Origin of the sequence: Rhodococcus sp. Ni2 (assembly GCF_021352185.1) — a bacterium.
GTDB classification, from domain to species: Bacteria; Actinomycetota; Actinomycetes; order Mycobacteriales; family Mycobacteriaceae; genus Rhodococcus_F; species Rhodococcus_F qingshengii.
The window spans coordinates 1,118,535-1,144,323 of the sequence record NZ_WOXZ01000002.1 but is presented as its reverse complement, the minus strand read 5'-3'; the positions used below and the strand labels follow the sequence as shown (position 1 = coordinate 1,144,323).

Genomic DNA, 25,789 nt, shown 5'->3' with positions numbered 1-25,789 from the left:
AGACGCAAGCAGAGCCCGGACGGTTCCCTCATCCACGGATTTACCGCAGTACAGAGTTACGGCAGTGCCGACATCGACTTCCAGGTCGGCAGATCGATTGCCCAGTCGTAGATGTCGCCGTCCGCAGGAGACAGGTCGATCGACGTGCCGGTCACCTCTACGGGGTCACCGTAGAGGGCGGTTCCGAAGTATTCCTGCGCGTCGGATGTCGACAGGTTGATGCAACCGTTCGTGACGTTCGACGAGCCCTGCACCCCGGTGGTCTCAGGATTGGCGTGGATGAATTCGCCGTTGTTGGAGATGCGCACCGCCCAACGCTCACGCACGTTCTCGTAGAACGGCGGATTGGACATCATGAAGTCTTCGTACTTCTCCGTCACCATGTGAATGCCGCTGCGCGTGACGTTTCGAGGTTCGTTTCCCTCGCCGTAGCTGACGGGAATGTCCATGATCGTCTGACCGTCGCGCACCACCTGCATGCGGTGGCTGGGCGCATTCGCCTTCACGATCTGGCTACGACCGATCGTGAAGTCGAGCGTGAGATCCTGGTCGCCGAAGGCGCCACCGCCGTAGTTCAAGCCGTACAGCTTGGCGTCCAGATGGACAGTCGTGCCCGGCACCCAGTAATCGGCCGGACGCCAATGGGCCCGCGATCCGCCGTTGTCGTCGGCCAGCCAAGCCCACGATCCGGCGGTGGGCGGCACGGTGGTCACGACAAGCGCCTTCTCGACGGCCGCCTTGTCGACGACGGAGTTGTCGAACTGCAACGTGATCGGTGCCGCGATACCAACTTCTTGGCCGTCGGCGATGTTGAGGGTGGCGCCGGTGGTCGACTCCGGGGCAACCGTCGTAAAGCTCCCTTGGACTGGCACGGATTTACCGTCGGTCCCGGTTGCCGAGCCCGACCACGAATACGTGGTGCCGTAGCCGAGTGCCTCACTGACGGTGAACGATGTCTTGTCAGGCGACAATTGTCCTGCAACGGCTTTACCGGCTGCGTTGCTGAGGCTGACGTCGGACAGCGTTCCCTGGGTCACCGCCACCGAGACGGGAGCGACCGGGCTGACATCTTTGGTGCCGGGCGCCGGCGTCGACACCACAGTCGCCACCGGTGCTGGTTCGGCGGCCGCCGCGCCGCCCTGTCCGTCCTTGCCGCCGATCGTGCAGCCGACGACGGCCACCATCACAGCGAGCAATACAGCTACCAACGCAACAAGACGCGAACGACTTCTCCTACCACCCAGCTCATGCACTTCAACAGGCTACCTGCGGGCTCTGTCAGGAGTCAGACGGTGCAGCCCACAGTTACCGGTTCCGGTTCCAGGTGGACACCGAACGCGGCTTCGACGCCGTCGCGTACTGTCCGCGCGAGCGAGACCACATCCGCGCTCGTTGCCGACCCTCTGTTGGTCAACGCCAAGGTGTGTTTGGTCGACAGCCTGGCCGGTGCATCTTCACCGGGATAACCCTTCGAGAATCCGGCCCGTTCGATCAACCATCCGGCCGAGAGCTTGGTTCCACCGCTGCCCGGGAACTGCGGCACTGTGACGTCTCCGAGCTGTTCGGCGATTGCTCCGAGCACGGCGGGCAGCTTGTCGTCCGGCACCACGGGGTTGGTGAAGAAGGAACCCGCGCTCCAGGTGTCGTGGTCGTACGGATCGAGCACCATCGCCTTACCCGTCCGAAGTCCCAGAACTGCCTCGCGGACCTGCGACGCAGGTAACCGCTCGCCTTCTTCGGCCCCGAGTGCGGTGAACAGTTCGCGGTACGCGAGCGGGGCACTCAGTCCGTCGGTCGACGCATCGAATTCGACGGCGAGAACCACTGCTGCATCGGAATGCTTGAGGACGCTCGACCGGTAACCCAATTCGAGTTTCGACGGTTCGACCCACGACACTTCGCTACTGCGTCGGTCGAGCAATTGAACCCGCCGGAGCCGCGAGCCCACCTCGACGCCGTACGCGCCGACGTTCTGCACCGGCGTCGCACCGGTCGAGCCCGGAATCCCGGACAGGCACTCGAGGCCACCCAGTTCCGCGGCGACCGATTGACCGACTACTTCGTCCCACACGGCACCCGCTTCGGCAACGACGCGGTCCGTGTCGAGGCTCACGGTGGTGTTGGCCACACGAACGACAACTCCGTCGAATCCCGAGTCGGAGATCACGAGATTGGATCCGCCGGCGAGAATCAGCGTCGGGATCTGCTCGCGATCGAGCAGCGTCACGACGTCGATCAACGACTGCGTCGTCGGACATTCGGCGAGCAGCCGCGCCGGTCCCCCGATTCGGAGCGTCGTCAATCCCGACAAGTCAACGTTCTCGGACACGAAAGCGCCTGATTCCACGACGCGTCTGCCAATGGTTACGTCCCACACATCGATAAACGGTAGCCTCCACAATCGTGAGCCGTCGCATCGAGCATTCGTCGAAGTACACAGTCCCCGCCGAGAAGGTCCATGAGGCGGTGACCTCCGAGCAGTACTGGCGCGACCGAATCGTCGCTGTCGGTGGTCCCGGCGCAACGATCGAAGAGCTGACCGTTCGCGACGAGACCGTCGCGGTCACGATGTCGCAGATCATTGCCGCAGAGCATCTCCCCAGCATGGTGTCGAAAGTCGTCAACGGCGACATCGTCATCAAGCGCAGTGAAACGATGGCGCCTTTCAAGGACGGCAAGGCCACCGGCACCTTCTCCGCCCACGTCGACGGCGTTCCCGCCCGTGTCGAGGGCACGCAGGTGCTGACAGGTGACGAGAACTCCGCCACTCTCGAGATCGACGGTGAGGTCGAGGTCAAGATCCCGTTCCTCGGCGGAAAGATCGAAAGTGCGATTGTCGACGAGGTTGTCCGGCTCATCCAAGCCGAACAGGATTTCACCCGGGAGTGGATCACGAAGTAAAACCCTGCGGGCGGCGGCAGTTGTGGATACAGCCGATTTGGCTTGTCACAGCGTGTAACCGGTATTCTTTCCGATCATGGCTCGCCGCATCGACTACTCCGCCCGCTATCAGCACTCCCCCGAGCAGGTCTATGCGGCGCTGGCGGACCGCTCGTACTGGGAGGCCCGTGTCGAGGAGATGCGCAAGCATTCCGAGAACCATGTGGAACATTTCGAGGTCACCGATTCCGGAATCGATCTCGTGCTCCACCACATTCTTCCGCGCACGGATTTGCCTGACATCGCTCAGACAGTGATGAAGAAGGATCTTGTCATCACTCGTAAGGAGTCGTACGGCGCCTTCGGTGACACCGTGACCGGAACGTACGAAGCGTCCATCCCGGCCGGGCCGGGGAGTTTGTCCGGCACCATGGAGTTGTTCGCGACCGATACCGGGTCCACGCTGCGAACCACGTCCGAGGCCAAGGTCTTCATACCGTTCATCGGCGCGAAGTTGGAGCAACTGATGCTCATCAACCTCGTAGATCTGTTCCGCACCGAAGCCCAGGTCACCGCGACCTGGCTCGCCGCACGCTGAACCCGCCGTGAAGAAAGCTCCACCCCCGAAGATCGAGGGGGTCATCACCCGTGGCACGACGGGAATCAACAGACTGCGACGTAGTGACCGGTGGATCGTGCACAACCGCACTATCGCGCACGCCCTGAACAACGCGACCGATCCGTTGATCGTCGACCTCGGGTACGGGGCGAGGCCGGACACCACCTTCGAGATGGCAAGCCGCCTCACCGCTGTCCGGCGGGATCGACGCGTCATCGGGCTCGAGATCGACCCCGCCCGCGTGGTCGAGAGTCGTGACGGTGTCAGCTTCGCCCGTGGTGGATTCGAACTTGCCGGTCTCACACCCGTTTTCGTACGCGCCTTCAACGTGCTCCGGCAGTACCCGGAGGAGGCTGTGGACTCTGCGTGGTCACACATTCAGTCCGGTCTCGCACCGGGCGGGCTGCTACTCGACGGAACCTGCGACGAGCTCGGGAGACGTTGCGCCTGGGTGCTTCTCGACGCTGATCGTCCATTGACCCTGACACTGGCCTGGGATCCCTTCGACATCGAGCGCCCTTCCGACATCGCGGAACGTCTCCCGAAGGCTCTCATCCACCGCAACGTTCCCGGTGAGCCGATCCACGCGTTGCTCAGCGCGGCCGATCGAGCCTGGGCCACCGCCGCGCCGCACGCCTCGTTCGGACCTCGCCATCGTTGGGCTGCCGCATTGGAAATTCTTCGGGCGCAAGGAATTCCCGTGCAGCCCGCGCGGCGACGTCTTCGTGACTGCATCCTGACCGTGCCCTGGCACGTCGTAGCGCCGAATCCCTGAACTCACAGACGGGAAACGCCCCGCCGCGGAGGTGTTCTCCGCGGCGGGGCGTCCGTGTGCAGGCGTCGGGCTAGGACCCGAAGATGTTTTCCAGGCTTCCCAGTGAACCGGTCGAACTGCCGCCGTTGCCGGGATCGCCGCCGTCGGACTCTGCCGTGACCTTGACGGTGACTGCGGCCTGGGTCTCGGAACCGAGATAGCCGTCAGTTCCGCTGAACACCGCGGTGATTCGGCGATCTCCGAGTTCGGTGAAGGTGTGCGAGAGCGTGGCCTTACCGTTCACCACCGCAACTGGTCCACCGATCGGGGTGGTTCCGTCCATGAACTGAACCGTTCCTGCGCTGAGCGTAGGTACCACTGCCGCAACGAGATCAACCTTCGCGCCCTTGACCGCTGACGCCGGAGCGCTCACGGTGATGGACGTTTCCTGATCCTCCGCGGCCGGAGCCGTGACCGAAACCGACTGAGCGGCCGAGGTAGAGGTGAGGAATCCTGTTGCACCCGAGTAGACGGCCGTGATGTCGTGCGTACCGACGCTCGCGAACTCGTGCATGATCGACGCCTTGCCCTCGACGACCGGCACCGGCGAGCCGAGATTGCCCGAGCCGTCCTTGAACTGCACTGTGCCGCCCACCGGCGTCGGCGTAACGGTTACGGACAGACCAACTGCCGTACCGGTTTTTGCATCCGCCGGAACGGTCAAGACCGTCTGGGTCTGCTGGTCGGTGGGAGCCGGCGCCTTGACGTTCACGGTCTGGGCGTTCGATGTCGAACCCACGTAGTTGCCCGAGCCCGAGAACACTGCGGTGATGCTGTACTCGCCCGCCACGTTGAAGGTCGGCGTGGTTGTTGCCTTACCTGAGGCATCCACGGGAACCGGGGATCCCAGATCCCTGCCACCTTCCTTGAACTGCACGGTTCCGCCTGCAGCACCGGTCGAGACGGAGGCAGTGAACGACAAGGCCTCCCCTGTCGAACCTGTCGACGGGCCGACGAGGGTAGTCGTTGTGTTCTCCTCGACCACCACCGGAGCGACTGTCAGCGCATGTGGCGCCGACGTCGAAGTCTGGTAGACACCGGAACCGGAGTACACCGCCACGATCGAATGCGCTCCGACTACATAGGAATTCGTCAGCGAAGCCTTGCCGTTGGCATCGACGGGAACGGCGCCGCCGAGGTCGGTTGCACCGTCCTTGAACTGCACCGTGCCACCCGCCGGAGTGGGCGACACCGTAGCCTCGACGGTCACGGACTCACCTGCAACCGCGCTTGAGGGACCGGTGATCGTGGTGGCAGTGCTCTTGTCGGCTTCGGACACTACGACGTCGACAGCCGACGACGTGGAAGTCGCTACCTTTGCATTACCGAGATACTTGGCCGTCACGCTGTGGGTTCGGACGTCAGCCGGTGTCCAGGCAAGCGTTGCAACACCATTGGCGAGCGCGCCCGCACCGACCTTGGTGGCACCGTCGAAGAACTCCACCGAATCACCGTCGGCACCACCGGTCACCGTCGCGCTCAGCGGAACAAGTTGTCCCAACTTCACGCCACTGGTCGGTGACAGCGTCGTCGTCGAAATGTTCTTCGACACCGTCACCGCCGGGCCCTTGTTCTGGAAATCGGAACTCGTCACTGACGCGTTGTAATGCACCGAAGTATCCAACGGCACCTCACGCGCACAATCCGCGCCCACCGTGTACTTGAACTCGAAAGTCTTCGAGTCGTTGTTGTACAGCGGCCACTCTGTCAGTGACCCCTTCACACGAACAAAATCAGCACCCTTGGACTCGACACTCCGCGTCGAACCATTCACCTTCGCTGAACCCTCGACGTACGTCAGACATGTCGGATGAACATCCTTGATCGCATACAGGTAATCCACGACGATGTTCTTCCGCTTGAACACAGTCTTCACGGTGATCGTCTCGCCCTCGGACGGAGTCACATTGCTGATCGTCCGCGTGTATTCGTAGTTGTTCGCATTCCACGTCAACGAACCCGGTGTCTCCGGCGCAGCTCCCGCAACCCCGACACCCGCAACCACCGCGAAACCCGCAGCAACAGCAAACACACTCAGACCTGCAACTGCACGACGTGCAGAACCTACAGACATAGATTTTCCTTCTCGAGAAGTGAGGGATATGGGTGATGCCCCACCACCTGAAGCGGGCGGGGCATCACCGGGTATCGATTGCTAGGAGCCGAAGATGTTGCCGAGGCTGCCGAGCGAACCGGTGCCGTTGCCTGGTTCTTCACCGTCGACGGGTGCGGCGATCTGGACGGAGACCTGATCGGACGATGCCGTCACCGTGCCGGCGCCCGAGTACTCCGCCGCGACAACTCGCTGCCCTTGAGTTGCGGGCTTCCACGAAAGGCTGGCCTTTCCGGATGAATCGACCGTGGCCGTGCCGATGACGGTCTCGCCGTCCTTGAAGGTGACTGTGCCACCCGCATTGGCGGGGCTGATTTGAGCGGAGATCGTCTGGGCAACGCCGACCTGGCCCGCTACTACGCTGAGATCTGTTGTGGAGCTTGTTGTTCCGGCGGGCTGTTCGGCGACTGTCACATTCGCGGTGGTACTCGACCCGGTGACACCGGATCGACCGGCGAATACGGCTTCCACCGTCTGTGCACCGGCGACCGTCGGAACCCAGGCATAGGTCGCTTCACCGTTGCCTGCCACCGGCACCGAAGCGAGCACCGTTCCGCCGACCTTGAACGTGACCGTTCCACCGGTGCCCGACGCGGACACAGTCGCTTTGAGATTGGTCGACTTGCCGACCTGCGCGCCCGAGATCGGCGCCAGAGTCGTGCTGGACTGAGCATCGGCCTGCGAAACGTTCACGATCAGCGCTGCCGAAGCGGAGCCGACGGCACGCGCCGTGTCGGCGAACTTCGCTGTGATCGAGTGGTCTCCACGGGTGGTCGGTGTCCAGGCAAGTGTTGCAACACCATTGGCGAGGGTACCCGCACCAATCTTGGTGGCGGCGTCGAAGAACTCCACCGAATCACCGTCGGCACCACCGGTCACCGTCGCGCTCAGCGTCACCGGTTGCCCCACCTGAGCGCCACCGACGGGCGCAAGTGCTGTCGTCGAGACGTTCTTCTGAATGTTGACCGAAGGACCACGACCATTTGTCGTGTCATTCACCCAAGCCGAACCGTCGAAATGCACTGTGCTTGCCAGATCGGTCCCGCGCTCACATCCTGCGCCGACCCGATACTGAAACTCGAACGACTTCGTATTGTTCTGATACAACGGCCAATCCGTGATGCTCGCGCTCACACGCACAGAATCAGCGCTCACCGGCGTTTCCGGGGAATAGGCCTTCCCGTTCACCTTCGCCGAGCCCTCGACATACGTCATGCACGACGGATGAAAATCCCGAACCGCGTAGAGGTAATTGACCACAAAGTCGGTCCGCTTGAACACTGTCGTAGAGGTGATCACATCACCTTCCGACGGCGTCGCGTTACTGATCGTTCGTGTGATCTTGTAACCACTCGAATTGAACTCCGCCGTCACCGGAGCCGCACCAGCAACCCCGACGCCCGCAACCACCGCGAAGCCCGCAGAAACAGCAAAAACACTCAACCCACCGACAACACGACGAACACCACTCACGGACATCCAGATCCCTCTCGACAACGGGGCAGACAGGCGTCCAGGACAAGCGTCCGTCTGCTTTCGATGCCGTGACGTTATCCCATTGACTGCAAAGTAACTACGCTTTTCGCAGATTTAGTTCATCGGCGACATCGCCGAACTGCAGTAACAGTGGGCTGAACGTCCCGAACCGCACATCTGGATGCGTTCTTACCTGCGCTAAAGACAAAACAGTCGCCCGAAAATAGCGATTTACAAATCTCTGATATCGGCGTCATATTCGATTTCGGGCGTGATGCCAGAAGGTCGCAGGAGCCTCGAAGATCTCTCTCGGCTACAGGCTTGCGGCCAGAGCCAACTCGACCCGAACAGCAACGTCGACGCTCGCGTTCTCACACGAGAGATACAACTCGTGCGCGTCCAGTCGGCCTATCGCGACCGCATCGGCGACTACTTCGTTGAGCAGAACTTGAGAGATTCCACCGGAAGCGAGGTCGTGCACGGTGCGCAAAGGCGTGGTGATGCGGATGGGCCCGATCTGTTCACACTCGTCGTCCGCGAGCGGCAGTCGGTGCAGTGCTACCTGGCGGGTCGGCGCCGCGAGAGGGTGCGCAACGGAGAGGTGGATGAAGCGAGGTTGCAGGTGCCCGAGGCCATGCAGATCTGCGGCACTGTAGTGCGAGACGGTGGCGCTACCGGCGAACCACGTGCACCACTTCGCGAACTCGTCCAAGGCGGTATGTCTGACGCGTTCGAGGCGAAAAAGTCCGCGACACTCACATGTCCATGTTCCGGATTCCGTCATTTCTTCCATCAACGCCAGACCGAAACCCAGTTCGGATGCCTGGAGAGCCGTGACAAATCCGCACTGTCGCAGCGCCAGCAGTTCGAGTGATTCGTAGTCCGAAGCCATGACCACCTCCGGTGACCGTCGTAAACGCCGTTTCGAACAGACTACGGGCGAGTGTGTCGCGCATCACAGAAATGAGGAAGTGCGTATTCACAGAGTTCGTTCAGACTCGTCGGGAAGAATCTGGCGAATGACTGTCGCAGCGAACAACCCTCGTCCGCGCAACCGAGTGCTCATCATCCTTCTCGTGGTGATCGCCGTACTCGTCGCGGCGCTCGTCGGTGGAGAACTGTACGTACGCAACCAGGTGAAGACCTGCATGGCCGATCAGTTCCAGAGCGAACTGGGATCCCAGGTAGACGTCGGGTTGAGCTGGAAGCCCGTACTCCTGCAGGCAGTCGACAAGAAGGTGCCGTACATCAGCATCGACAGTGACGACTCTTCGTTCGGCCCCGCAACGGGAATGCAGGTTCACGCGAAGGTGAACGACATCAACTTGCAGCCCTCGGCGGGCAACAGCGGCACCATCGGCAGCTCCAGCGCCGACGTCACCTGGTCTACCGCAGGCATTCTCGCCACCTTGCAGGAACAGACCTTCGGCGGGCTCGTCTCCGGCGTCACCGCCGACTCGAGCGCCGGAACACTCGCGTTCGACGTCGGTCCGGTCGGGCTCGCGAAGCTCACGGTCAAGCCCACCGTCACCAACGGTGTGGTCGACGTCCAGACCGTCGGCGCCGAGATTCTCGGATTGGGTCTGCCGACCGATCTGGTCGACGGCATCGTCCAGACACTCACCGACAGCCTGCAGACCTACCCGCTGGACATGAAGCCCACGAAGCTGACCGTCACCGACGACGCTATCCAGATCTCGTTGGAGGGCGGCGCTTACGCCATGCCCGTCGCCGACGCGAACAACCAGAACACCTCGGCGGTTCCGGACAGCTGCGGCCTGCTGACCTAGTCGGCCAGACCGTCCAATACTGCTCGACTTCCGGATAGTCCGAGGCGGGTGGCGCCGGCCGCAATCATGTCGAGCGCTGCCTGCGTCGTACGTATTCCGCCACTGGCCTTGACTCCCACGCCCGGGCCGACCGTCTGCGCCATCAGTGCGACGGCCTCGACCGTCGCTCCACCCGCGGGGTGGAAGCCGGTGGAGGTCTTGACGAAGTTCGCTCCGGCACGCACAGCTGCGCGGCAACATTCGACGATAGCCTCGTCGGACAGCGCTGCGGTTTCGAGGATCACTTTGAGGATCGCACTCTCCCCCATCGCCTCGCGGACGGTGAGGATATCGGCCAACACCGCGCTGTAGTCGCCGGCGACCGCCGCTCCTACGTCGATGACCATGTCGATCTCGGCTGCGCCTTGATCGACGGCCAGTCGCGCTTCAGCACCCTTGACCAGCGAATGATGCTTCCCCGACGGGAATCCGACGACGGCCGCCGTCACAAGTCCCTCGGCGCGAATCGGCAACATCGACGGCGAGACACAGACAGCCAGCACACCGAGGCTGCGTGCTTCGTCGATCAGGGCGGTCACATCGGCCGCGGTGGCTTCGGGTTTGAGGAGAGTGTGGTCCAACATCGCGGCAACCTGGGAACGAGTGAGTGCAGCTTCAGACATGTTGGAAAGCTTGGCACACCACCACACGACCGTCGCTGCAGCCGCACCTGAGAGACTAGGCCGCATGACCGCTGCACCATCGATCGATGATCGTCGCTATGTTCTGTCCCTCGGCTGCCCCGACACCACGGGCATCGTCGCACGCATCTCGACCTTTCTCACCGACGTCGGTGGATGGATCGTGGAGGCTGCATACCACGCCGATGCCGACACCGGATGGTTCTTCACGCGTCAGGCGGTCCGTGCATCGTCGGTGAGCATGAGCATCGACGAGCTTCGTGAACGGTTCAAAGCTGTTGCGGCCGAGATCGGTCCGGAAACCGAGTGGACTCTTCACGACTCCGGCGCACCCAAGAAGATCGTGTTGCTCGTGAGCAAGGAAGGTCACTGCTTGCATGACCTCCTTGGCCGCGCCGCGGGCGGGGAACTCCCCGCAGAAATCAGCGCCGTCATCGGAAACCACGAAGATCTGCGCAGTGTCACCGAGCGCCACGGGATCGACTTCCACCATGTTCCGTTCGCCAAGGACCCGGCAGAACGGGGACCGTCCTTCGAGAAGGTCCGCGCCCTGGTCGACGCTCACAATCCCGACGCCGTGGTTCTTGCCCGATTCATGCAGGTGCTGCCCGAATCACTGTGCGAGCACTGGGCCGGGCGCGCGATCAACATCCACCACAGCTTCTTGCCGTCGTTCATCGGTGCCCGCCCCTATCACCAGGCGTTCGCCCGCGGCGTGAAGTTGATCGGCGCCACCTGCCACTACGTGACCGCCGAACTCGATGCCGGTCCGATCATCGAGCAGGACGTGATCCGTGTGGACCACGCCGACGATGTCGCCGATATGGTCCGTCAGGGTCGAGACATCGAAAAGCTCGTGCTCTCCCGCGGACTGCGCTGGCACCTCGAGGATCGTGTGCTGGTCCACGGGCGCAAGACGGTCGTCTTCAGCTAGAGCTGCGTTGCGCTAGAGATTGCGCAGTCGCACGATTTCCTTGTCGAACTCGTCGATGTTCTCGATCGACGACATGTGACCGACGCCCGGCAACACGATCAACCGTTCGAGGTTGCCGGCGTCGTCGAGGACTTGCGCAAGCTTGCGCGCATGGACCGGCGGAGTGAGTCGGTCGAGCGAACCGACGAGCACGGTGGTCGGCACTTCGAGATTGTCGAGTCCCTCGTGAATGTCGAGGGTGCTCAGCGCTGCTCCCCAACCTCCACGGATGCGGGGCTTGCACTCACGAACGATGTTCTCGCAGAACTGAATCTCGGCCTTGGTCGCGTTCGGTGACATCGAGACGTACTGGATCGCCTTCGTCATGGCGCCCGAGGAGACGAACGGAACGGGCGAACTGAGGATGGCGCGGCCCACGGGGACCGGCACGCGAGGGAAACGATTGGGCAGTGGGATGACCGTGGTCTCGGCGATCAACCTTTCGCTCGCGGTGCTCGCGAGCATGACCGCCGACGCGTACTTCTTGACCTCGTCGGGGTGACGACCCGCCCAGGCGATGATGCTCATCCCGCCCATGCTGTGACCGACGATGACGGCCTTCTTGTCCTCACGAACCGTGGCCGCCAGCACTGCAGAGAGATCGTCGGCAAGGACGTCCGGGCCGAGCGGAAGATTGCCGACGGTGCTGCGGCCATGACCGCGCTGATCGTAGGTGATGACGCGATATTCGCCGGCAAGCGCATTGACCTGCGGGTACCAGAATTCGGTGGAGCACGTCCAGCCGTGACTGAGAACGATCGGATCGCCGTCGACGGGACCGTAAGCCCGGACATTGATGATCGCACCGTCGTCGGTGGTCAGTTCGCTGATGTCAGCTTTGAGAGTCGGAGTCTTCAGGAGTGCATTGGGCTCGACGTCGCTCGAAAGAGTCAACCCACGCGTGGATCGCCGATGACGGATCCCAGCGACGGCCGCGACGAGTGCTCCCACTCCGACGGCGCCTGCCAGTACTCGAAGCTCTGTGGTGCGCGAACGACTGGACATGCATTTACCCCTGACTGCTGCTGACGACAGACGGATGCAATCTATGTGTGACTGCCGTTAACCGACACTATCACTCGAACAACGCCCGTTGTCAGCGTTGGAGAGAAGAGTGGGGCAGCACACCATGAGCCGGGAACCACGGCTCGGAATGAGCGGGAGTGCGGCAAACTACCAGCGAGAACCGCCGTGCTGAATGTCGTCCACCCGCGGGCGAACGTCGACGAGATACACGCACACTGCAACGACCGCGATGATGCCCAGGAGCCCGACAGGGGACGTCGCCAAGAGGATCAACGCCGCGACGATCAGAATTCCCAGCCAGATCGGCTTGGTCAATTTGTTGACCGCGGTGAAAGCGTCAGGACGCTGCCTGACGGCATGAACGATCGCGTAGACAGCACCCACCAATGCGAGCACTTTGAGTGCGAGAAAGATCAGACCGACTAGCCCATCGACTTGAGTCACAACTACATCCTAAGTTCTCATCCGGTTCCCGACGAACACGAAGGCTCCCACACTCGGCTGAGTGAGGGAGCCTTCGTCAGGTGGAGCTGGGCAAATCAGGCCTTCTTGGCCGGAGCAGCCTTCTTGGCCGGAGCCGGTGCGGTGGCCTTGGCCGGAGCAGCCTTGGCGGGTGCAGCCTTGGCCGGAGCGGCCTTCTTCGCGGCGGTGGTCGCGCGCTCCTGGACGTCGGAAGCAGCAGCAGTCACGCGAGCGGCAGCTTCCTTGGAAGCCTCGTCAGCCTGGTCACCGAGGTCGAGGACCTTCAGTGCAGCCTCGTCGCCTGCGTCGGCGATCTTCTCACCGGCGTCAGAGATCTTCTCGCCGACCTCTTCTGCGGTGTCCGAGATGCGTCCGGCAGCGCGGCCGGCCAGCTTGGCAGCCTGCTCGCCTACGGCGCGCGTCTGACGAGCAACGGTTCCGAGTGCGTCTTCGGTCAGCTCGACGGCGTCGCCGAGTGCCGACTCTGCAGCAGCGATGCCTTCTTCGACTGCGGGCTGCTTGCGGATGCGCTCGACTGCGTCTTCGCCACGTTCTGCGAGGGAGTTGTACAGATCTCCGGCAACCTTGAGGTATGCCTCGGCGACCTTGCGGAGTTCCTCGGGTGAGAACTTCTCGCGCAGCTCGGCAAGCTCTTCGGGCAGCTCGGACGGCAGGCCGGCGAGACGCTCGCGCAGCGCATCGACGCTCTCGGCAACGTCACCCTGGACGGAAGCGAGCTTCTCGCGAGCACCGTCGACACGGCCGTTGACATCGCCCTGGGTGTTCTCGGCGCGCTCACGAACCTGAGCAACTACATCGGCCACGGCCTGGACAACCAGGTCGCCTGCGCCGACGGCGGCGTAGAGCGAGGTCTTGACGCTGTCGATGGCGTTCTTGTCAGTCATCTTGTTCTCCTAGTGAAGTCTCGGTGTCTGGAATTGCGGCCGATTCAGCGAAATCGGGCGCTGCGGCTGGTCTTGACGACTCGTTCTCGCGACAGAACGAGTCGTAGATTTCGAGCAGTACTTGCTTCTGCCGTTCGTTGATGGCCGTCTCGGCCAACACCGCGTCCCTGATGGGACTGTGCGGGCGTTGCTCGAGATATCCCGCTTGGACGTACAGCACTTCTGATGAGACTCGAAGGCCCTTGGCGATTTGCGCCAGTACGTCCGCCGACGGTTTGCGCAATCCGCGTTCGATCTGACTCAGATACGGATTGCTGACGCCGGCGAGTTGAGCGAGTTGGCGCATCGAAACTTGGGCGGCTTCCCGCTGTGCACGAATGAACCCCCCGATGTCGTGTGCCGCAGAGCTGACGACGCGAGCTGCCAAGTCGCTTGCTCCGGCTGCGGCACCGGATGATTCACGATCTCCGTCATCGGAGTTCGTCGACTTCGCTGGCATTGCGTCCTCCCTTTCCAGTGGACATTTCCCAGAATAGGAGAGGGTGCTAACTATTGCAAGCACTACTGCTAGCACTCGTGGTGGACGTCACATACCGGACAGCTCAGCCGAAGATGAGCGTCGAAATCGTGTAGATCAGCAGTCCGGCGATCGAGCCCACAACGGTGCCGTTGATACGGATGAACTGAAGATCTCGACCGACCTGCAACTCGATCTTCTGGCTCGCTTCGTCGGCGTCCCACCGCTCGACGGTGTCACTGATGACTCCAGTGATCTCGTCGGTGTAGTTCTCCGCGATGTACTTGGTGCCCTGCACCAGCCAGCCGTCGACCTTCTCACGCATGGACTCGTCGTCACGCAGCCTGACTCCGAAGCCGGCGACGTTCTCGGCGACCTTGGTCCGCAGGGTGCTGTTCGGATCGTCGACGGACTCCATGATGAGCCGCTTGGCAACCTGCCATGTCGACGACGCCAGACCCGTCACTTCCTCGCGACCCATGATCTCGGCCTTGATCCCCTCGGCCTTCTTGATGGTCTCCGGGTCGTTCTGCAGATCATCGGCGAAGTCGATCAGGAAGCGGTTGGCGGCGAGGCGTACCTCGTGTTCGGGGTTGGAACGGACCTTCCAGGTGAACTCGACTAGTTCCTTGTAGATCTTCTCCCCCAGCATGGCGTCGACGAACTTCGGCGACCACGCGGGCGAATCGCGAACGATCACACGATCGATCGTCTCCTGGCTGCCGAGAGCCCACTGATGTGCCCGCTCGGCAAGCAATTCGATGATCGGCAGTTGCTTGTTGTCCTTGAGAAGTTCACCGAGCACTCGGCCGATCGGCGGTCCCCACATGGGCTCGGCCAGACGCTTCACGATCGTGTTGTCGATGATCTGGGCGATGTCCTCGTCGCGAAGAACCTCGACCATGCCGCGCAAGACCGTCGACGTCTCGGCGGCGACGCGAGCGGCGTTGGCAGGTTCGGCCATCCACGTTCCGAGCCGCAGCGGAATCTGCGCCTGCTGCACCTTGGCCGACACAACCTCGGGAGCCAGGAAGTTTTGACCGACGAATGAGCTCAGGCTGGCTCCGAGCTGGTCTTTCTTACGCTTGATGATGGCAGTGTGCGGGATGGGAAGGCCCATCGGATGACGGAAGAGCGCGGTGACGGCAAACCAGTCGGCAAGCGCGCCGACCATGCCTGCCTCGGACGCGGCCCGGACGTACCCGACCCACTCTCCGGCGCCGCGGGATTCCTGCCACCGGCAGAAGATGTAGACCACCGTCGCGAAGCCCAGAAGGCCAGTAGCGAAGACCTTCATCTTGCGAAGGTCCCGACGCTTGGCGGCGTCGTCGAAGGCGGAGAGGCTCAGTTGCTGCACCCTCGCCATTGTGCCGAAAGGTGTGACGCGGCGTAGCGCGAGCGACACGAAGTCCGATTCTGCAGGACCTAATCCCCCGAACTGCGGATGTGAGTGCCCGAGATAAAGGCGCGGACATTAAGCTGGACCGGAAAGTAGACCGATCGGACGTGGCTCGCACCACAGATATGAGATGACTCGTGGCCAAGAATGCCGTGCAGGACAACGAGCAGGTAGACGGCCCAGTCGTTGCTGATGCGAAGCCCGAGAAATCCGACGGTCGGAAGCGTCGTTGGCGTGAGCACAAGATCGCTCGCCGCGAGGAACTCGTCGACGGCACCATCGCCGCCATCCGCGCGCGCGGCCGTGAGATCGGCATGGACGAGATCGCGTCCGAGATCGGTGTCTCCAAGACCGTGCTCTACCGATACTTCGCCGACAAGAGCGACCTCACGACCGCCACGATGATGCGGTACGTCGAGACCATCCTGTCGCCGCGTATCTACGAAGCGATCAGTGGCGATCTCGACGATTTCGAACTCACCCAGGCGAGCATCACCGCATACGTCGAGACGGTGGCATCCGACCCCGACATCTACCTCTACGTCATGGCCAACGGCGCCGGCGCCAACCGCGACGTCGTTGCCGATTCCGAGCGCATGATCGCCGAATTGCTCTCCACGGTGTTGGGCAATCGTCTTCGCGAGATGGAGATGGATTCCGGCGGTTCGCTGCCGTGGGCGTTCGGGATCGTCGGCGGAATTCAGCTCGCGACGCACTGGTGGATCTCCAACAAGTCGATGTCCGCGGAATCGCTGATCGACTACCTCACGATGATGACGTGGGGCGGCATCACCGGCATAGCTGCGGTCAACGGATCACCGGCCAAGTTCAAGTCGGTTCCGCATCCCCTCGTCAAGCCTGCCGAGGACTGACTCGCCCGAGACCGAACTTTCGGGCCACCGGGCGCGATCCTGTGGCACTCTTTCGGCATGGCACAAGACTCGCTGTGGGAAACACCGGCCGCCAAGACCCTGCGGGTGGAGCCCGGGTTCGAACTCGATCAACTCGATCGCAACAGCACTCCGGGATTCACCGGAAACAAAGCTGACGGCGAACGTCTGCTCGAGGAGCGCGGCGCGGTTCTGTCCGACCTGCAGGAGTTGCTGTACGCCAACGGCCGGTCAGGGGACAGTCGTTCAGTCCTGCTGGTTCTGCAAGGAATGGACACCGCAGGCAAGGGTGGCATGGTCCGACACGTGATCGGTCACGTGGATCCTTCGGGAGTTCAGCACGCGGCCTTCGGCGTCCCGACCGAAGAGGAAAAGCAACATCACTACCTTTGGCGGATCAAGAAGGAACTCCCCCGCGGCGGCTATCTCGGTGTGTTCGATCGCTCCCACTACGAGGACGTCCTGGTAGTGCGCGTCCACGATCTTGTCCCGGAGGATGTCTGGAGCAAGCGCTACGACGAGATCAACCAGTTCGAAAAGGAACTCGTCGACGCCGGAACCACTATCGTGAAAGTCGCGATGTTCGTCTCGCTCGACGAGCAGAAGAAGCGACTCGAAGAACGTCTCGACCGCCCGGACAAGTACTGGAAGTACAACCCCGGCGACGTGACCGAACGCGGTTTGTGGCCTGCATATCAACAGGCGTATCAGGCAATGCTCGACAAGACGTCGACCGAGCACGCGCCGTGGTACGTCGTGCCGTGTGATCGGAAGTGGTACAGCCGCATTGCGGTCACGGAGCTACTGATCGACGCTCTGGAAAAGCTCGATCTCGACTGGCCCCCTGCCGACTTCGACATCGAGGCGGAGAAGGCACGACTCGCACAGTCTTGATCAGAAGCAGGCCTGATCAGAACAGGTGTGGGGATTCGCGGTGCACTTTGTGGTCGTGACGCACAGTACTGGCGTACAGGGCTACCGCGAGGCCGATGCACGCGACGCCGGCGAGGCCGGCGATCAATGCCCAACCACCCTGGCCTGAACCTGCCGCCACCAGAAAACTGCCGAGGCAGACCACTGTGGCCAGCACCAGGAAATACGACGCCCACGCTGCAAAGAGATTGAGCTTCATCGTTCGCTCCTCCGGTCGGATCTCTTTCGTTTCGACCGTACGCCGGAGCATGACGGTCGACAAGACACTGCCGCCTCGAGGTTTCCCGACGTCTACGCCGGGTAGCCGAATTACATGGACATCGGAACTCTTTATCGCGGAATCGAATCCGCTCGCGGACTGGACGGTCCGTCCACTGGCCTCAGGCGCAGAATCCTCGAGATCACGGAGCGATCCGACCGATCGCGCACTGTCGCGGCACTTCTGCGCGGCGCCGCCGTCGGGCATCCCATCCATCCTGCCCTCGTGACCATTCCCGCGGGCGCGTGGACGGCTTCGTTGATCTTCGATGTTCTAGGCGATCCGCAGACTGCACGACGGCTGATCGGGCTCGGATTGGTTTCGACTCCGCCGGCTTTGCTGACGGGATGGCTGGACTGGTCCGAACGTGGCGACGTCGCACGCCGAGTGGGGCTGGTGCACGCGGCGTCGAATGCAGTGGGGATCTGGTCTTTTGCGGCGTCGTACAGGCTACGCGGAAAGGACTCACTCGCGCTGGCGCGAGTGCTGTCGGTGCTGGGGCTCACCGCGGTCGGTGTCGGTGGCGCGCTCGGTGGTCACATCGTTTTCAAGCTAATGGACGATCCGGCCGTCGAGGCTGCAGCGACTCCGGTTCTCGATCCCATCCTGGATGTAGTCAACTGAGCCGATCGGACCTCGATACTGTTCAGGCGTAAGCACTTCCGGAGTAGCTCCGCAGTTCTCGCGCGGTCTCGTCCGAATCCGCCAATGGTCTGTTCATGACCCAGTGTGGGCTGCGCGCGCCCAGTGTCGCGGCAAAATCGGCGACGGCGTCCGGGGTCGGCACTGCGTGTTCGCCCAGATATCCGAGAACGATGAGGTCCTCCCCTGATCTGGTCTCCACGGCCAGGGCCCAACCGCACGTCTCCTCCCACAGCAAAGCCACCTCGCGCCCGGGGAAACGCGGCACAGTTCGGTCCAATGCGATGTAAGCCTCCAGAGGGTGCTCGCGCCTGCAACACCACTGCTCGATGCCGGCCCCCACACCGACCGCCACCCGTTGTACGTACCGCTCGAACCCGAGTCCGACGGTTGCGTCGACCAGCATTTGTTCTGTCATCGAACCTCACTCCTCGCCATCGTGTTTGGAATGTGCCCAGCGCTGACCGCGTCGAAACCCGGTTCAGATCACGGACTCCGGGTATCCCCAGACGAACCGATCAAGTGGAGAGGGGACCCGATGAAGTACTCGCCCGCTATGGCTCCCGGACGAATGCTGAAGATCTCCATGGTGTCGGTGAACGCCGATCCACTCGCACCGGTGGGCTGCTCGGCAGCCGGTGCACAGAACCTGCACGTCGACGAACTGTCTGCCGCCTTGGTTCGTGCCGGACACGACGTCACCGTCTTCACCAGGCGTGCCCACGTCGGTGGGCCGGACCGCGTTCGCGCCCGCGCCGGGTACTCCGTCGACTATCTCGAGGCCGGCCCGACGCAGGCTCTTCCGGATGCCGACATCCTCCCTCACCTGGGAACCTTTGCCAGCATTCTGCGCGCTCAGTGGAGTACCGACCGACCCGATGTGGTGCACTCGCACTTCTGGATGTCCGGTGTGGCAACGGAACTCGCGACCCGATCGCTCGGCATCCCCGTACTTCAGACATTCCATTCCCTGGGATCTGCGGCGCACCGCCACCTCGGAGCAGCCGACGACAGCCCCTCGGAGCGGACTCACCTGGAACCGTTGATCGCCAGGGGCGCAACCCATGTCATCGCGACCAGTTCGGACGAAATCTTCGATCTGGTCCGGCAGGGATCACCGCGATCACGGACCACGATGGTGCCCTCGGGCGTGGACACCGAAGCATTCACCCCGGAGGGACCCGCCGCGAAGAAAACCGCACCACATCGATTGATCTGCGTCGGAAGACTGGTGGAGCAGAAGGGCTTCGATGTTGCCGTCGCCGCGCTGGCTTCGCTGCCGGATACGGAGTTGGTGGTGATCGGCGGGCCACCCGTCGCGCAACTGAGCACCGACGAAGTGGCGATCCGCTTGGTCAAGCTCGCCGAGCGCCTCGGCGTCGCAGATCGCGTCCAATTGTTGGGACGGGTTCCGCACCGCCAACTACCGAAACTGATGCGATCGGCCGACGCCCTCGTGTGCACCCCTCGATACGAACCGTTCGGAATCGCGGCGCTGGAAGCAATGGCGTGCGGAGTTCCCGTAGTCGCGACTCCTGTTGGCGGACTGCGGGATACGGTGATCGACGGACTCACCGGGCGTCGGGTCCCGGTCAACAACCCGGTGGAAACCGCGCGCGCAGTCCGCCATCTTCTCGACGACGAGGACGAAGGCGCGGCGTTTGCACGGCAGAGCCGGGCCCGAGCGTGCGAATCGTATTCGTGGGATCACGTCGCCACCGAAGTGGTCCGCACCTACGGCCGCTGCGTCACAGCACCGCCGAGAGCCCGCCAACACAAGGGCACTCACCGAAGTGAAGTGCACTGACGCTGACGGGCTCTACGAAACTGAATTTCACGAAGCTTGGACTGAAACTGCGTGATCAAGCGGGGAAACGTCGGGTCTCTTCGAGTCCGATTGCATGATCGAGCGACTCGTAGCAGGCAAACATCGACTCCTGACCAGCTGCTTTGAGCAACCTTTGCACCGGGCGGGCGCAGACGAGCGCGAGTGTGCCGCCCACGTCGCGTGATCGCGTCGACAGGACCGACAGTACGGACAAGCCGCAGGTCCCCATGAATTCGAGTTCGGATAGATCGACGACCAGCGTCCGGTCCGCGGCCACGTGGTACGTCAAGAAGTCACGAAAAGCATTGGCGCTCATCAGATCGATCTCACCACGAACTTTGATCACAGCGGTGTGTGCACTGATGCGGTGCGCGTGAAACGATGCGGTCGCTGTCCCGGTCGCGGGAGGTCCGTAGTCTACCGATCCCTTCGCCGCGTTCGTAAAGCCTGAAATAGATGATCCTGGAACAACAGTCATGGTTCTCCCATCCCGCAACGGTTTACACTCTGCAAAAGAGAAGGGACCTCCGAAGGAGACGCACGATGAACGGGTCTCCAGAAATACGGATAAATCCCTCATCGGCTGTGTGCTCAACCTCGGTTTGAAACAGTACGCCAGCATGACGGACGTCACAAGTGCGTTGCGACCATTCGTTTCGGTGTTCCGAACAAAAATGTGGTTTGGTCTGCGGTTCCGCGAGGTAATCCGATGTTGCGATCGCCAACGGTCGTGAGCAGAATCGTGTCGTTTACCCCGGCACCACCATCGACCAAATTTCGTGTTCGGGGGTCACTGTGGAGGTCGGGATGGGTATCGTTCTCGGCACCAGACTTCACCGCGACCCCTGGTACGACGATCCGGAGAACTTATGGCACACCTCAGCGCACTCGAGCCCGATCAGGATCAGACTCAGCCAGTTGTGGAGTTGAGGATTCAAGCGACTCTCGATCAGCTGTCGATTTTGCGTGCACTGGCCGCCACCGTTGCCATTCAGGAAAACTTCGACCTCGACGCCATCGCCGACATCAAACTGGCCATGGACGAAATCTGTACGCATCTGATCGTTCGCGCTGCGCCTGATTCGGTTCTGGTGTGTCGGTTCGTCTTCACGCCCCCGCAATTGCACGTGTCCGTGTCCACGACGACCACGGAGTACGAGGACAGCAGTCAGCGTTCGTTCGGGTGGCACATCCTCACCGAACTCACCGATTCGATTTCGCTCGACCAGGAAGAGAACCTCGGCGGCGTCGGCTACATCACCACCATGAAGTTCACCAAGGCCCTCAGCGGGCGCCTGTGACCGCTTCCGCAGACGGCCCGTCACGCCCGCGTCGGCGGTCCACCGACGAATATCGGGACGTAATACCAGTTTTCGAGGAACTGCGGACCCTCGAGCCCCACAGCCCGGAGTACGAACGAGTGCGCACTGCACTCATCACCAGATGCCTACCGTTGGCCGAGCACATCGCCAGACGATTCGACGGTCGTGGCGAGGCACACGACGATCTGGTTCAGGTGGCGCGTCTCGGTCTGGTCAACGCCGTCGACCGTTTCGATTCCACGCGCGGATCCGATTTCGTCTCGTTCGCAGTTCCCACCGTCATGGGCGAGGTTCGACGACACTTCCGCGACACCGGTTGGGCATTGCGGGTTCCCCGCCGGATGAAGGAGTTGCACTTCCAACTCGGGCAGGCCATCAGCGAGCTGTCACAACAGCTCGGGCACGCGCCGACCGTCGACGAGTTGGCCGAGACGTTGGGGATCGAACGCGAAGAAGTTGCCCAGGCCTTGATCGCCGGCAACGCGTATCAGACGGTCTCGGTCGACGGTGCCGCGTCCAATCACACCGACGATCTCCCGCTCGTGGAGACACTCGGTGACTACGACGCAGCTCTCGAGAACGTCGAGAATCACGAGGCGTTGCGTCCGCTTCTCGACAAGCTGCCCGAGCGAGAGCGGACGGTGTTGATGCTCAGATTCTTCGGAAATCTGACGCAGACACAGATCGCCGAGAAAGTCGGTGTGTCCCAGATGCACGTGTCGAGGTTGCTCGCGAAGACATTGAGTAATCTTCGCGAGCAACTCGACTGAGCTCCGCGAACAATTCGACTGAGCAGGACCGAGCGGGTCAGATTGTTGCGGTGTCGATCACGAATCGGTATCGGACGTCGCTCTTGATCACGCGCTCGTAAGCGTCGTTGATGTCGCTCGCCGGGATCAGTTCGATTTCTGCGCCGATGCCGTGCTCGGCGCAGAAGTCGAGCATCTCCTGTGTCTGCGGGATACCGCCGACCATGGAGCCGGCGAGGCTACGACGGTTTGCGGCGAGCGAGAATGCTCGAACTTCGATCGGCTTCTCGGGTAGGCCGAGTTCGACGAGAGTGCCGTTGATGGCGAGCAAGGACATGTAGGCGTCGATGTCGAGGTTGACCGAGACCGTGTTGAGGATCAGGTCGAACTCGCCACGAAGAGCCTTGAACGTCTCACGGTCGTTGGTCGCGTAGTAGTGATCGGCACCGAGACGAAGGCCGTCTTCCTTCTTGCCGAGCGTCTGGCTCAGGACGGTGACTTCCGCGCCGAGCGCCTTGGCGATCTTCACACCGACGTGACCGAGGCCGCCGAACCCGATGATGGCGACCTTCTTGCCGGGGCCGGCATTCCAGTGCCGCAGCGGTGAGTACAAGGTGATGCCCGCGCACAGGAGCGGCGCTGCAACGTCGAGTTCGATGCCCTCCGGGATCGAGAGCACGAAGTGCTCGGTGACGACGATGTGCGTCGAGTAGCCACCCTGAGTGCGCTCGCCGTCGCGGCCGGTGGCGTTGTACGTACCCGTCACACCCTTGCGGCAGTACTGCTCTTCACCGGCGGTGCAGGCGTCGCACTCCCCGCACGAGTCGACGAAGCAGCCGACGCCCACTCGGTCGCCGACCTTGTGCTTGGTGACATCGGAACCCACGGCGGCGACGACGCCGGCGATTTCGTGTCCGGGGACGATCGGGTACTTCGCTCCGCCCCACTCGTTGCGAGCGGTGTGGATGTCGGAATGGCAGATGCCGGCAAATTTGATGTCGATGAGAATGTCCAGTGGACCGAGCTCGCGGCGTTCGACAGTGGTCTTCTCGAGGGGACCGTCAGCGGACGTCGCGGCATAAGCAGCAGCAGTAACCATGCACACATGCCTACCCGTGCATGGAGGGACCTGCAACTCGCAGGCCCCTCCATGACTTGTTCTTTACGTGACTTACCCGGCGTCGCGCTCGGCTTGCTCGGCCCGACGACGCAGGCGCCTCGCGGCCGCAACCATATTGCGCAGCGAAGGCTCGAGTTGCCACGGATGGCGAGTCTTGAGGCCGCCGTCCGGGTTTGCCCACAAGCGATCGAGAGAGATCGATTCGCTTGCCTCAGTGAGCAATTCGTCGAGTTCGTCGATGTCGGGAATCCGAGCCGAGCGAGATTCGTAGACACCGGGGCCGACGCCGTGCGTGAGCGCGCCTTCCTTGAGTGCTTCGAGAACCCACGTGATGGAGCGGGTCGCGACGATAGCCGTCACATCGGCGTCCAACCGTTCGATGGCGTCGACCACCGACGACCGAGCGGAGTACGTCAAATGTGTGTGGATCTGTGTTTCCGGCTTCGCTCCACCTGTTGCCAGACGGAACGCGTCGACGGCCCACTCCAGGTAGGCCTCCCGGCCGTCCTCACGCAGTGGCAGCAGTTCACGAATTGCCGGTTCGTCCACCTGGATGATGGCGATTCCGGCAGCTTCGAGATCCGCGATTTCGTCTCGAATGACAAGTGCCAGTTGCTCTGCCGTTTCGTAGAGCGGCTGATCCTGGCGAACGAACGAACGGGCGATCATGGTGACCGGACCCGTCAGCATGCCCTTGACCGGCTTGTCGGTCAGCGACTGCGCGTACGCAATCCACTCGACCGTCATCGGCTTCGGACGTGCGATGTCGCCGTAGAGAATCGGCGGACGCGTGCAACGAGATCCGTAGGCCTGAACCCAACCGTTGTGCGTGAAGGCATAGCCCTCGAGCAGTTCGGCGAAGTACTGGACCATGTCGTTGCGCTCGTGCTCGCCGTGCACGAAAACATCGAGACCGATGTCCTCTTGCAGACGGATTGTGCGCTCGATCTCTTCCTGGATGCGCTTGTAGTAGTCGTCCCACTCCAAACGCCCCTGGCCGAGTTCGTAACGAGCCTGGCGAATCGCGTCGGTCTGCGGGAACGAACCCAGTGTCTGGGCCGGCACCAAGGGCAGATTCAACCGTTCCTGCTGAGCCTTACGACGCTCCTCGTACGGTGCACGCACACGATCTTCGGGCTTGATCGCGTTCACCCGAGCACGGACAGCGTGCTTGAGCTTGAAGTGCACCTTCGTCGGACGCTTACGCCACTTGTCCGAAGGACCTTCGGTGAGCGCCTTCGCCAGTGAGACGACTTCGCCGACCTTCTGCTTCGCAAAAGCCAGACGGTCTGCGACGTCTCCCGGAATGTCGTACTCGGAGAGCACGTCGTACGGCACGTGCAGCAGCGACGACGACGTGGAGACGACGAGGTCAGGCACAACGTCTTTGAGTTCGTTCAGGTACGTCAAGGTGTTGAACCGGTCGACGCGCCAGACGTTGCGACCGTCGACGACGCCCGCGTAGATGCGCTTGCGCTTGATGTTCGGCACCGCGGCCAGTTCCTCGGCCGTGATCTTGCCGTGCACCAGGTCCAGACCGAAGGCTTCGATCTTGGTGGGCGCCAAGATGTTGAGGGCTTCGCCGAACTTGCCGTACGGACCCGTCACCAACAGGCGCGGGCGCAGCGGGGCCGTCGAAAGCTTCTCGTACGCACGTCCCAGAGCGGCTAGCTCCTCGGGGGTGCGGTCCTCGGTGACCGAAGGCTCGTCCAACTGAACACAGGTCGCACCGGCCTTGGCGAGCTGCTCGAAGAGCTTCTCGTACTCGGGCAGGAGCGCGTCCAACAGGTCGAGCGGGGTGAAGTTCGGATCGGACTTCTCGGTGGCAGGTCCGACCTTCGAAAGCAGAAGCAGCGAGACGGGCCCCATGATGACGGGGCGCAATTCGATGCCGCGCGCCTTCGCACGTTCGAACTCGTCGAGAAGTGCATCCGAGTTGAGCGCGAACACAGTGTTCGCGTCGATCTCGGGCTGACGGTAGTAGTAGTTCGTACCGAAGAAGCGCACCAGCTCGAGAGGCGGGAAGTCCGGGCGGCCGCGGGCCATCGTGAAGTAGAAATCGAGCGGATCGAGGGCGCCCTCGAGCGGCTTGAACCGCTCCGGCACTGCGCCGAAGAGCAGCGCATTGTCGAGCACGTGATCGTAGAAGGAGAAGGTGTTGCCGGGAACCTGGCTCAATCCCGTCGCAGCCAATTCGCTCCAGGTCGATTCCTGGAGTTCCTTGGCGACCGCGAGAAGTGCGTCCTTGTCCGAAGTGCCGTGCCAGTAGGACTCGAGGGCGCGCTTGAGCTCACGGCGCGGCCCGATGCGCGGATACCCCAGGACGCTGGAGCCGAATGCTGCAGTGCTGCTGGACATGCGGTCGACCTTTCTAACCGAGGGGCGCGAGCGC

At 62.3% G+C, this 25,789-nt stretch carries 27 protein-coding genes; 11 read left to right on the top strand and 16 right to left on the bottom strand.

What is annotated here, in order from left to right:
- Positions 1-56: 56 nt before the first annotated feature.
- Both GN300_RS18930 and GN300_RS18925 read right to left on the bottom strand, forming a co-directional pair.
- Complete coding sequence (locus GN300_RS18930) at positions 57-1,253, bottom strand: Ig-like domain-containing protein (protein ID WP_042452959.1); 1,197 nt, start codon at positions 1,251-1,253, stop codon at positions 57-59.
- Between the two features lie 32 nt (positions 1,254-1,285).
- Positions 1,286-2,329 (bottom strand): UDP-N-acetylmuramate dehydrogenase, encoded by a 1,044-nt coding sequence (locus GN300_RS18925; RefSeq protein ID WP_063315125.1) that lies wholly within the window; start codon positions 2,327-2,329, stop codon positions 1,286-1,288.
- A 74-nt stretch (positions 2,330-2,403) separates the two neighbouring features.
- Between GN300_RS18925 and GN300_RS18920 the strand changes: the two genes are divergently transcribed.
- The 3 genes from GN300_RS18920 to GN300_RS18910 all read left to right on the top strand — a co-directional run bounded on the left by GN300_RS18920 (position 2,404) and on the right by GN300_RS18910 (position 4,274).
- On the top strand, positions 2,404-2,901 hold the full coding sequence (locus tag GN300_RS18920) for a DUF2505 domain-containing protein (RefSeq protein ID WP_042452956.1): 498 nt from the start codon (positions 2,404-2,406) through the stop codon (positions 2,899-2,901).
- A gap of 76 nt (positions 2,902-2,977) precedes the next feature.
- Positions 2,978-3,478, top strand: coding sequence for a DUF2505 domain-containing protein (locus GN300_RS18915; RefSeq protein ID WP_007735352.1), 501 nt, complete (start codon positions 2,978-2,980; stop codon positions 3,476-3,478).
- Between the two features lie 7 nt (positions 3,479-3,485).
- On the top strand, positions 3,486-4,274 hold the full coding sequence (locus tag GN300_RS18910; RefSeq protein ID WP_003941937.1) for a hypothetical protein: 789 nt from the start codon (positions 3,486-3,488) through the stop codon (positions 4,272-4,274).
- A 70-nt stretch (positions 4,275-4,344) separates the two neighbouring features.
- Here the strand turns inward: GN300_RS18910 and GN300_RS18905 are convergent, their stop codons facing one another.
- From GN300_RS18905 to GN300_RS18895, 3 genes are all read right to left on the bottom strand, one after another.
- Positions 4,345-6,387 (bottom strand): Ig-like domain-containing protein, encoded by a 2,043-nt coding sequence (locus tag GN300_RS18905; RefSeq protein WP_063314784.1) that lies wholly within the window; start codon positions 6,385-6,387, stop codon positions 4,345-4,347.
- Positions 6,388-6,468: 81 nt separating this feature from the next.
- Positions 6,469-7,905: an Ig-like domain-containing protein gene (locus tag GN300_RS18900; protein ID WP_042923274.1), complete on the bottom strand. Its 1,437-nt coding sequence runs from the start codon at positions 7,903-7,905 to the stop codon at positions 6,469-6,471.
- 310 nt (positions 7,906-8,215) lie between these two features.
- A complete protein-coding gene (locus GN300_RS18895; protein ID WP_003941523.1) occupies positions 8,216-8,794 on the bottom strand; it encodes a hypothetical protein in 579 nt (192 codons plus the stop codon).
- Positions 8,795-8,921: 127 nt separating this feature from the next.
- Here GN300_RS18895 and GN300_RS18890 point away from each other — a divergent pair, with 127 nt between their 5' ends.
- On the top strand, positions 8,922-9,692 hold the full coding sequence (locus GN300_RS18890) for a DUF2993 domain-containing protein (RefSeq protein WP_007735358.1): 771 nt from the start codon (positions 8,922-8,924) through the stop codon (positions 9,690-9,692).
- On the opposite strand, the gene deoC is transcribed toward GN300_RS18890, so the two are convergent.
- A complete protein-coding gene (gene deoC / locus GN300_RS18885) occupies positions 9,689-10,354 on the bottom strand; it encodes a deoxyribose-phosphate aldolase (protein ID WP_063315126.1) in 666 nt (221 codons plus the stop codon). The two genes, GN300_RS18890 and deoC, sit on opposite strands and share 4 nt — an antisense overlap.
- 64 nt (positions 10,355-10,418) lie before the next feature.
- On the opposite strand from deoC, the gene purU reads away from it, so the two are divergent.
- The gene (gene purU / locus GN300_RS18880) at positions 10,419-11,306 is read left to right on the top strand and encodes a formyltetrahydrofolate deformylase (RefSeq protein ID WP_003941509.1); all 888 of its coding nucleotides are present in this window, start codon (positions 10,419-10,421) and stop codon (positions 11,304-11,306) included.
- Positions 11,307-11,318: 12 nt separating this feature from the next.
- Here the strand turns inward: purU and GN300_RS18875 are convergent, their stop codons facing one another.
- From GN300_RS18875 to GN300_RS18855, 5 genes are all read right to left on the bottom strand, one after another.
- Positions 11,319-12,350 (bottom strand): alpha/beta fold hydrolase, encoded by a 1,032-nt coding sequence (locus tag GN300_RS18875; RefSeq protein WP_021333908.1) that lies wholly within the window; start codon positions 12,348-12,350, stop codon positions 11,319-11,321.
- Positions 12,351-12,518: 168 nt separating this feature from the next.
- Positions 12,519-12,815 carry a DUF2516 family protein gene (locus tag GN300_RS18870; protein ID WP_003941505.1) on the bottom strand — a complete coding sequence of 99 codons (297 nt, stop codon included), beginning with the start codon at positions 12,813-12,815 and terminating at the stop codon, positions 12,519-12,521.
- 95 nt (positions 12,816-12,910) lie between these two features.
- Positions 12,911-13,738 carry a heparin-binding hemagglutinin gene (locus GN300_RS18865; protein WP_003941552.1) on the bottom strand — a complete coding sequence of 276 codons (828 nt, stop codon included), beginning with the start codon at positions 13,736-13,738 and terminating at the stop codon, positions 12,911-12,913.
- The gene (locus tag GN300_RS18860) at positions 13,731-14,237 is read right to left on the bottom strand and encodes a helix-turn-helix domain-containing protein (protein WP_003941483.1); all 507 of its coding nucleotides are present in this window, start codon (positions 14,235-14,237) and stop codon (positions 13,731-13,733) included. The genes GN300_RS18865 and GN300_RS18860 overlap by 8 nt, the downstream gene beginning before the upstream one ends.
- Positions 14,238-14,340: 103 nt before the next feature.
- Positions 14,341-15,621 carry a DUF445 domain-containing protein gene (locus tag GN300_RS18855; RefSeq protein WP_020968906.1) on the bottom strand — a complete coding sequence of 427 codons (1,281 nt, stop codon included), beginning with the start codon at positions 15,619-15,621 and terminating at the stop codon, positions 14,341-14,343.
- Between the two features lie 170 nt (positions 15,622-15,791).
- Between GN300_RS18855 and GN300_RS18850 the strand changes: the two genes are divergently transcribed.
- Both GN300_RS18850 and GN300_RS18845 read left to right on the top strand, forming a co-directional pair.
- Positions 15,792-16,526: a TetR/AcrR family transcriptional regulator gene (locus GN300_RS18850; protein WP_003941527.1), complete on the top strand. Its 735-nt coding sequence runs from the start codon at positions 15,792-15,794 to the stop codon at positions 16,524-16,526.
- Positions 16,527-16,583: 57 nt separating this feature from the next.
- Entirely contained in the window at positions 16,584-17,438 is an 855-nt protein-coding gene (locus GN300_RS18845) for a polyphosphate kinase 2 family protein (protein ID WP_063314785.1), read from the top strand.
- 16 nt (positions 17,439-17,454) lie between these two features.
- Here GN300_RS18845 and GN300_RS18840 read toward each other — a convergent pair whose 3' ends face one another.
- Positions 17,455-17,676 (bottom strand): hypothetical protein, encoded by a 222-nt coding sequence (locus GN300_RS18840; RefSeq protein WP_039973486.1) that lies wholly within the window; start codon positions 17,674-17,676, stop codon positions 17,455-17,457.
- 114 nt (positions 17,677-17,790) lie between these two features.
- Between GN300_RS18840 and GN300_RS18835 the strand changes: the two genes are divergently transcribed.
- The gene (locus tag GN300_RS18835) at positions 17,791-18,360 is read left to right on the top strand and encodes a DUF2231 domain-containing protein (RefSeq protein WP_007735369.1); all 570 of its coding nucleotides are present in this window, start codon (positions 17,791-17,793) and stop codon (positions 18,358-18,360) included.
- Between the two features lie 22 nt (positions 18,361-18,382).
- Here GN300_RS18835 and GN300_RS18830 read toward each other — a convergent pair whose 3' ends face one another.
- A complete protein-coding gene (locus GN300_RS18830) occupies positions 18,383-18,796 on the bottom strand; it encodes a DUF6292 family protein (protein ID WP_063314786.1) in 414 nt (137 codons plus the stop codon).
- 120 nt (positions 18,797-18,916) lie between these two features.
- On the opposite strand from GN300_RS18830, the gene GN300_RS18825 reads away from it, so the two are divergent.
- Positions 18,917-20,185, top strand: a complete 1,269-nt coding sequence (locus GN300_RS18825; RefSeq protein WP_003941555.1) for a glycosyltransferase — start codon at positions 18,917-18,919, stop codon at positions 20,183-20,185.
- Positions 20,186-20,240: 55 nt separating this feature from the next.
- On the opposite strand, the gene GN300_RS18820 is transcribed toward GN300_RS18825, so the two are convergent.
- Entirely contained in the window at positions 20,241-20,684 is a 444-nt protein-coding gene (locus GN300_RS18820) for an STAS domain-containing protein (RefSeq protein WP_007735372.1), read from the bottom strand.
- Between the two features lie 391 nt (positions 20,685-21,075).
- On the opposite strand from GN300_RS18820, the gene GN300_RS18815 reads away from it, so the two are divergent.
- On the top strand, positions 21,076-21,507 hold the full coding sequence (locus GN300_RS18815) for an ATP-binding protein (protein WP_003941553.1): 432 nt from the start codon (positions 21,076-21,078) through the stop codon (positions 21,505-21,507).
- Positions 21,504-22,298 (top strand): RNA polymerase sigma factor SigF, encoded by a 795-nt coding sequence (locus GN300_RS18810; protein ID WP_003941515.1) that lies wholly within the window; start codon positions 21,504-21,506, stop codon positions 22,296-22,298. Before GN300_RS18815 ends, GN300_RS18810 begins: the two co-directional genes overlap by 4 nt.
- Positions 22,299-22,335: 37 nt before the next feature.
- Here GN300_RS18810 and GN300_RS18805 read toward each other — a convergent pair whose 3' ends face one another.
- Together GN300_RS18805 and metE are read right to left on the bottom strand one after the other, a co-directional pair.
- Positions 22,336-23,376, bottom strand: coding sequence for an NAD(P)-dependent alcohol dehydrogenase (locus GN300_RS18805; RefSeq protein ID WP_042452947.1), 1,041 nt, complete (start codon positions 23,374-23,376; stop codon positions 22,336-22,338).
- A gap of 72 nt (positions 23,377-23,448) precedes the next feature.
- Positions 23,449-25,755 carry a 5-methyltetrahydropteroyltriglutamate--homocysteine S-methyltransferase gene (metE, locus tag GN300_RS18800; RefSeq protein WP_063314787.1) on the bottom strand — a complete coding sequence of 769 codons (2,307 nt, stop codon included), beginning with the start codon at positions 25,753-25,755 and terminating at the stop codon, positions 23,449-23,451.
- Between the last annotated feature and the right edge of the window lie 34 nt (positions 25,756-25,789).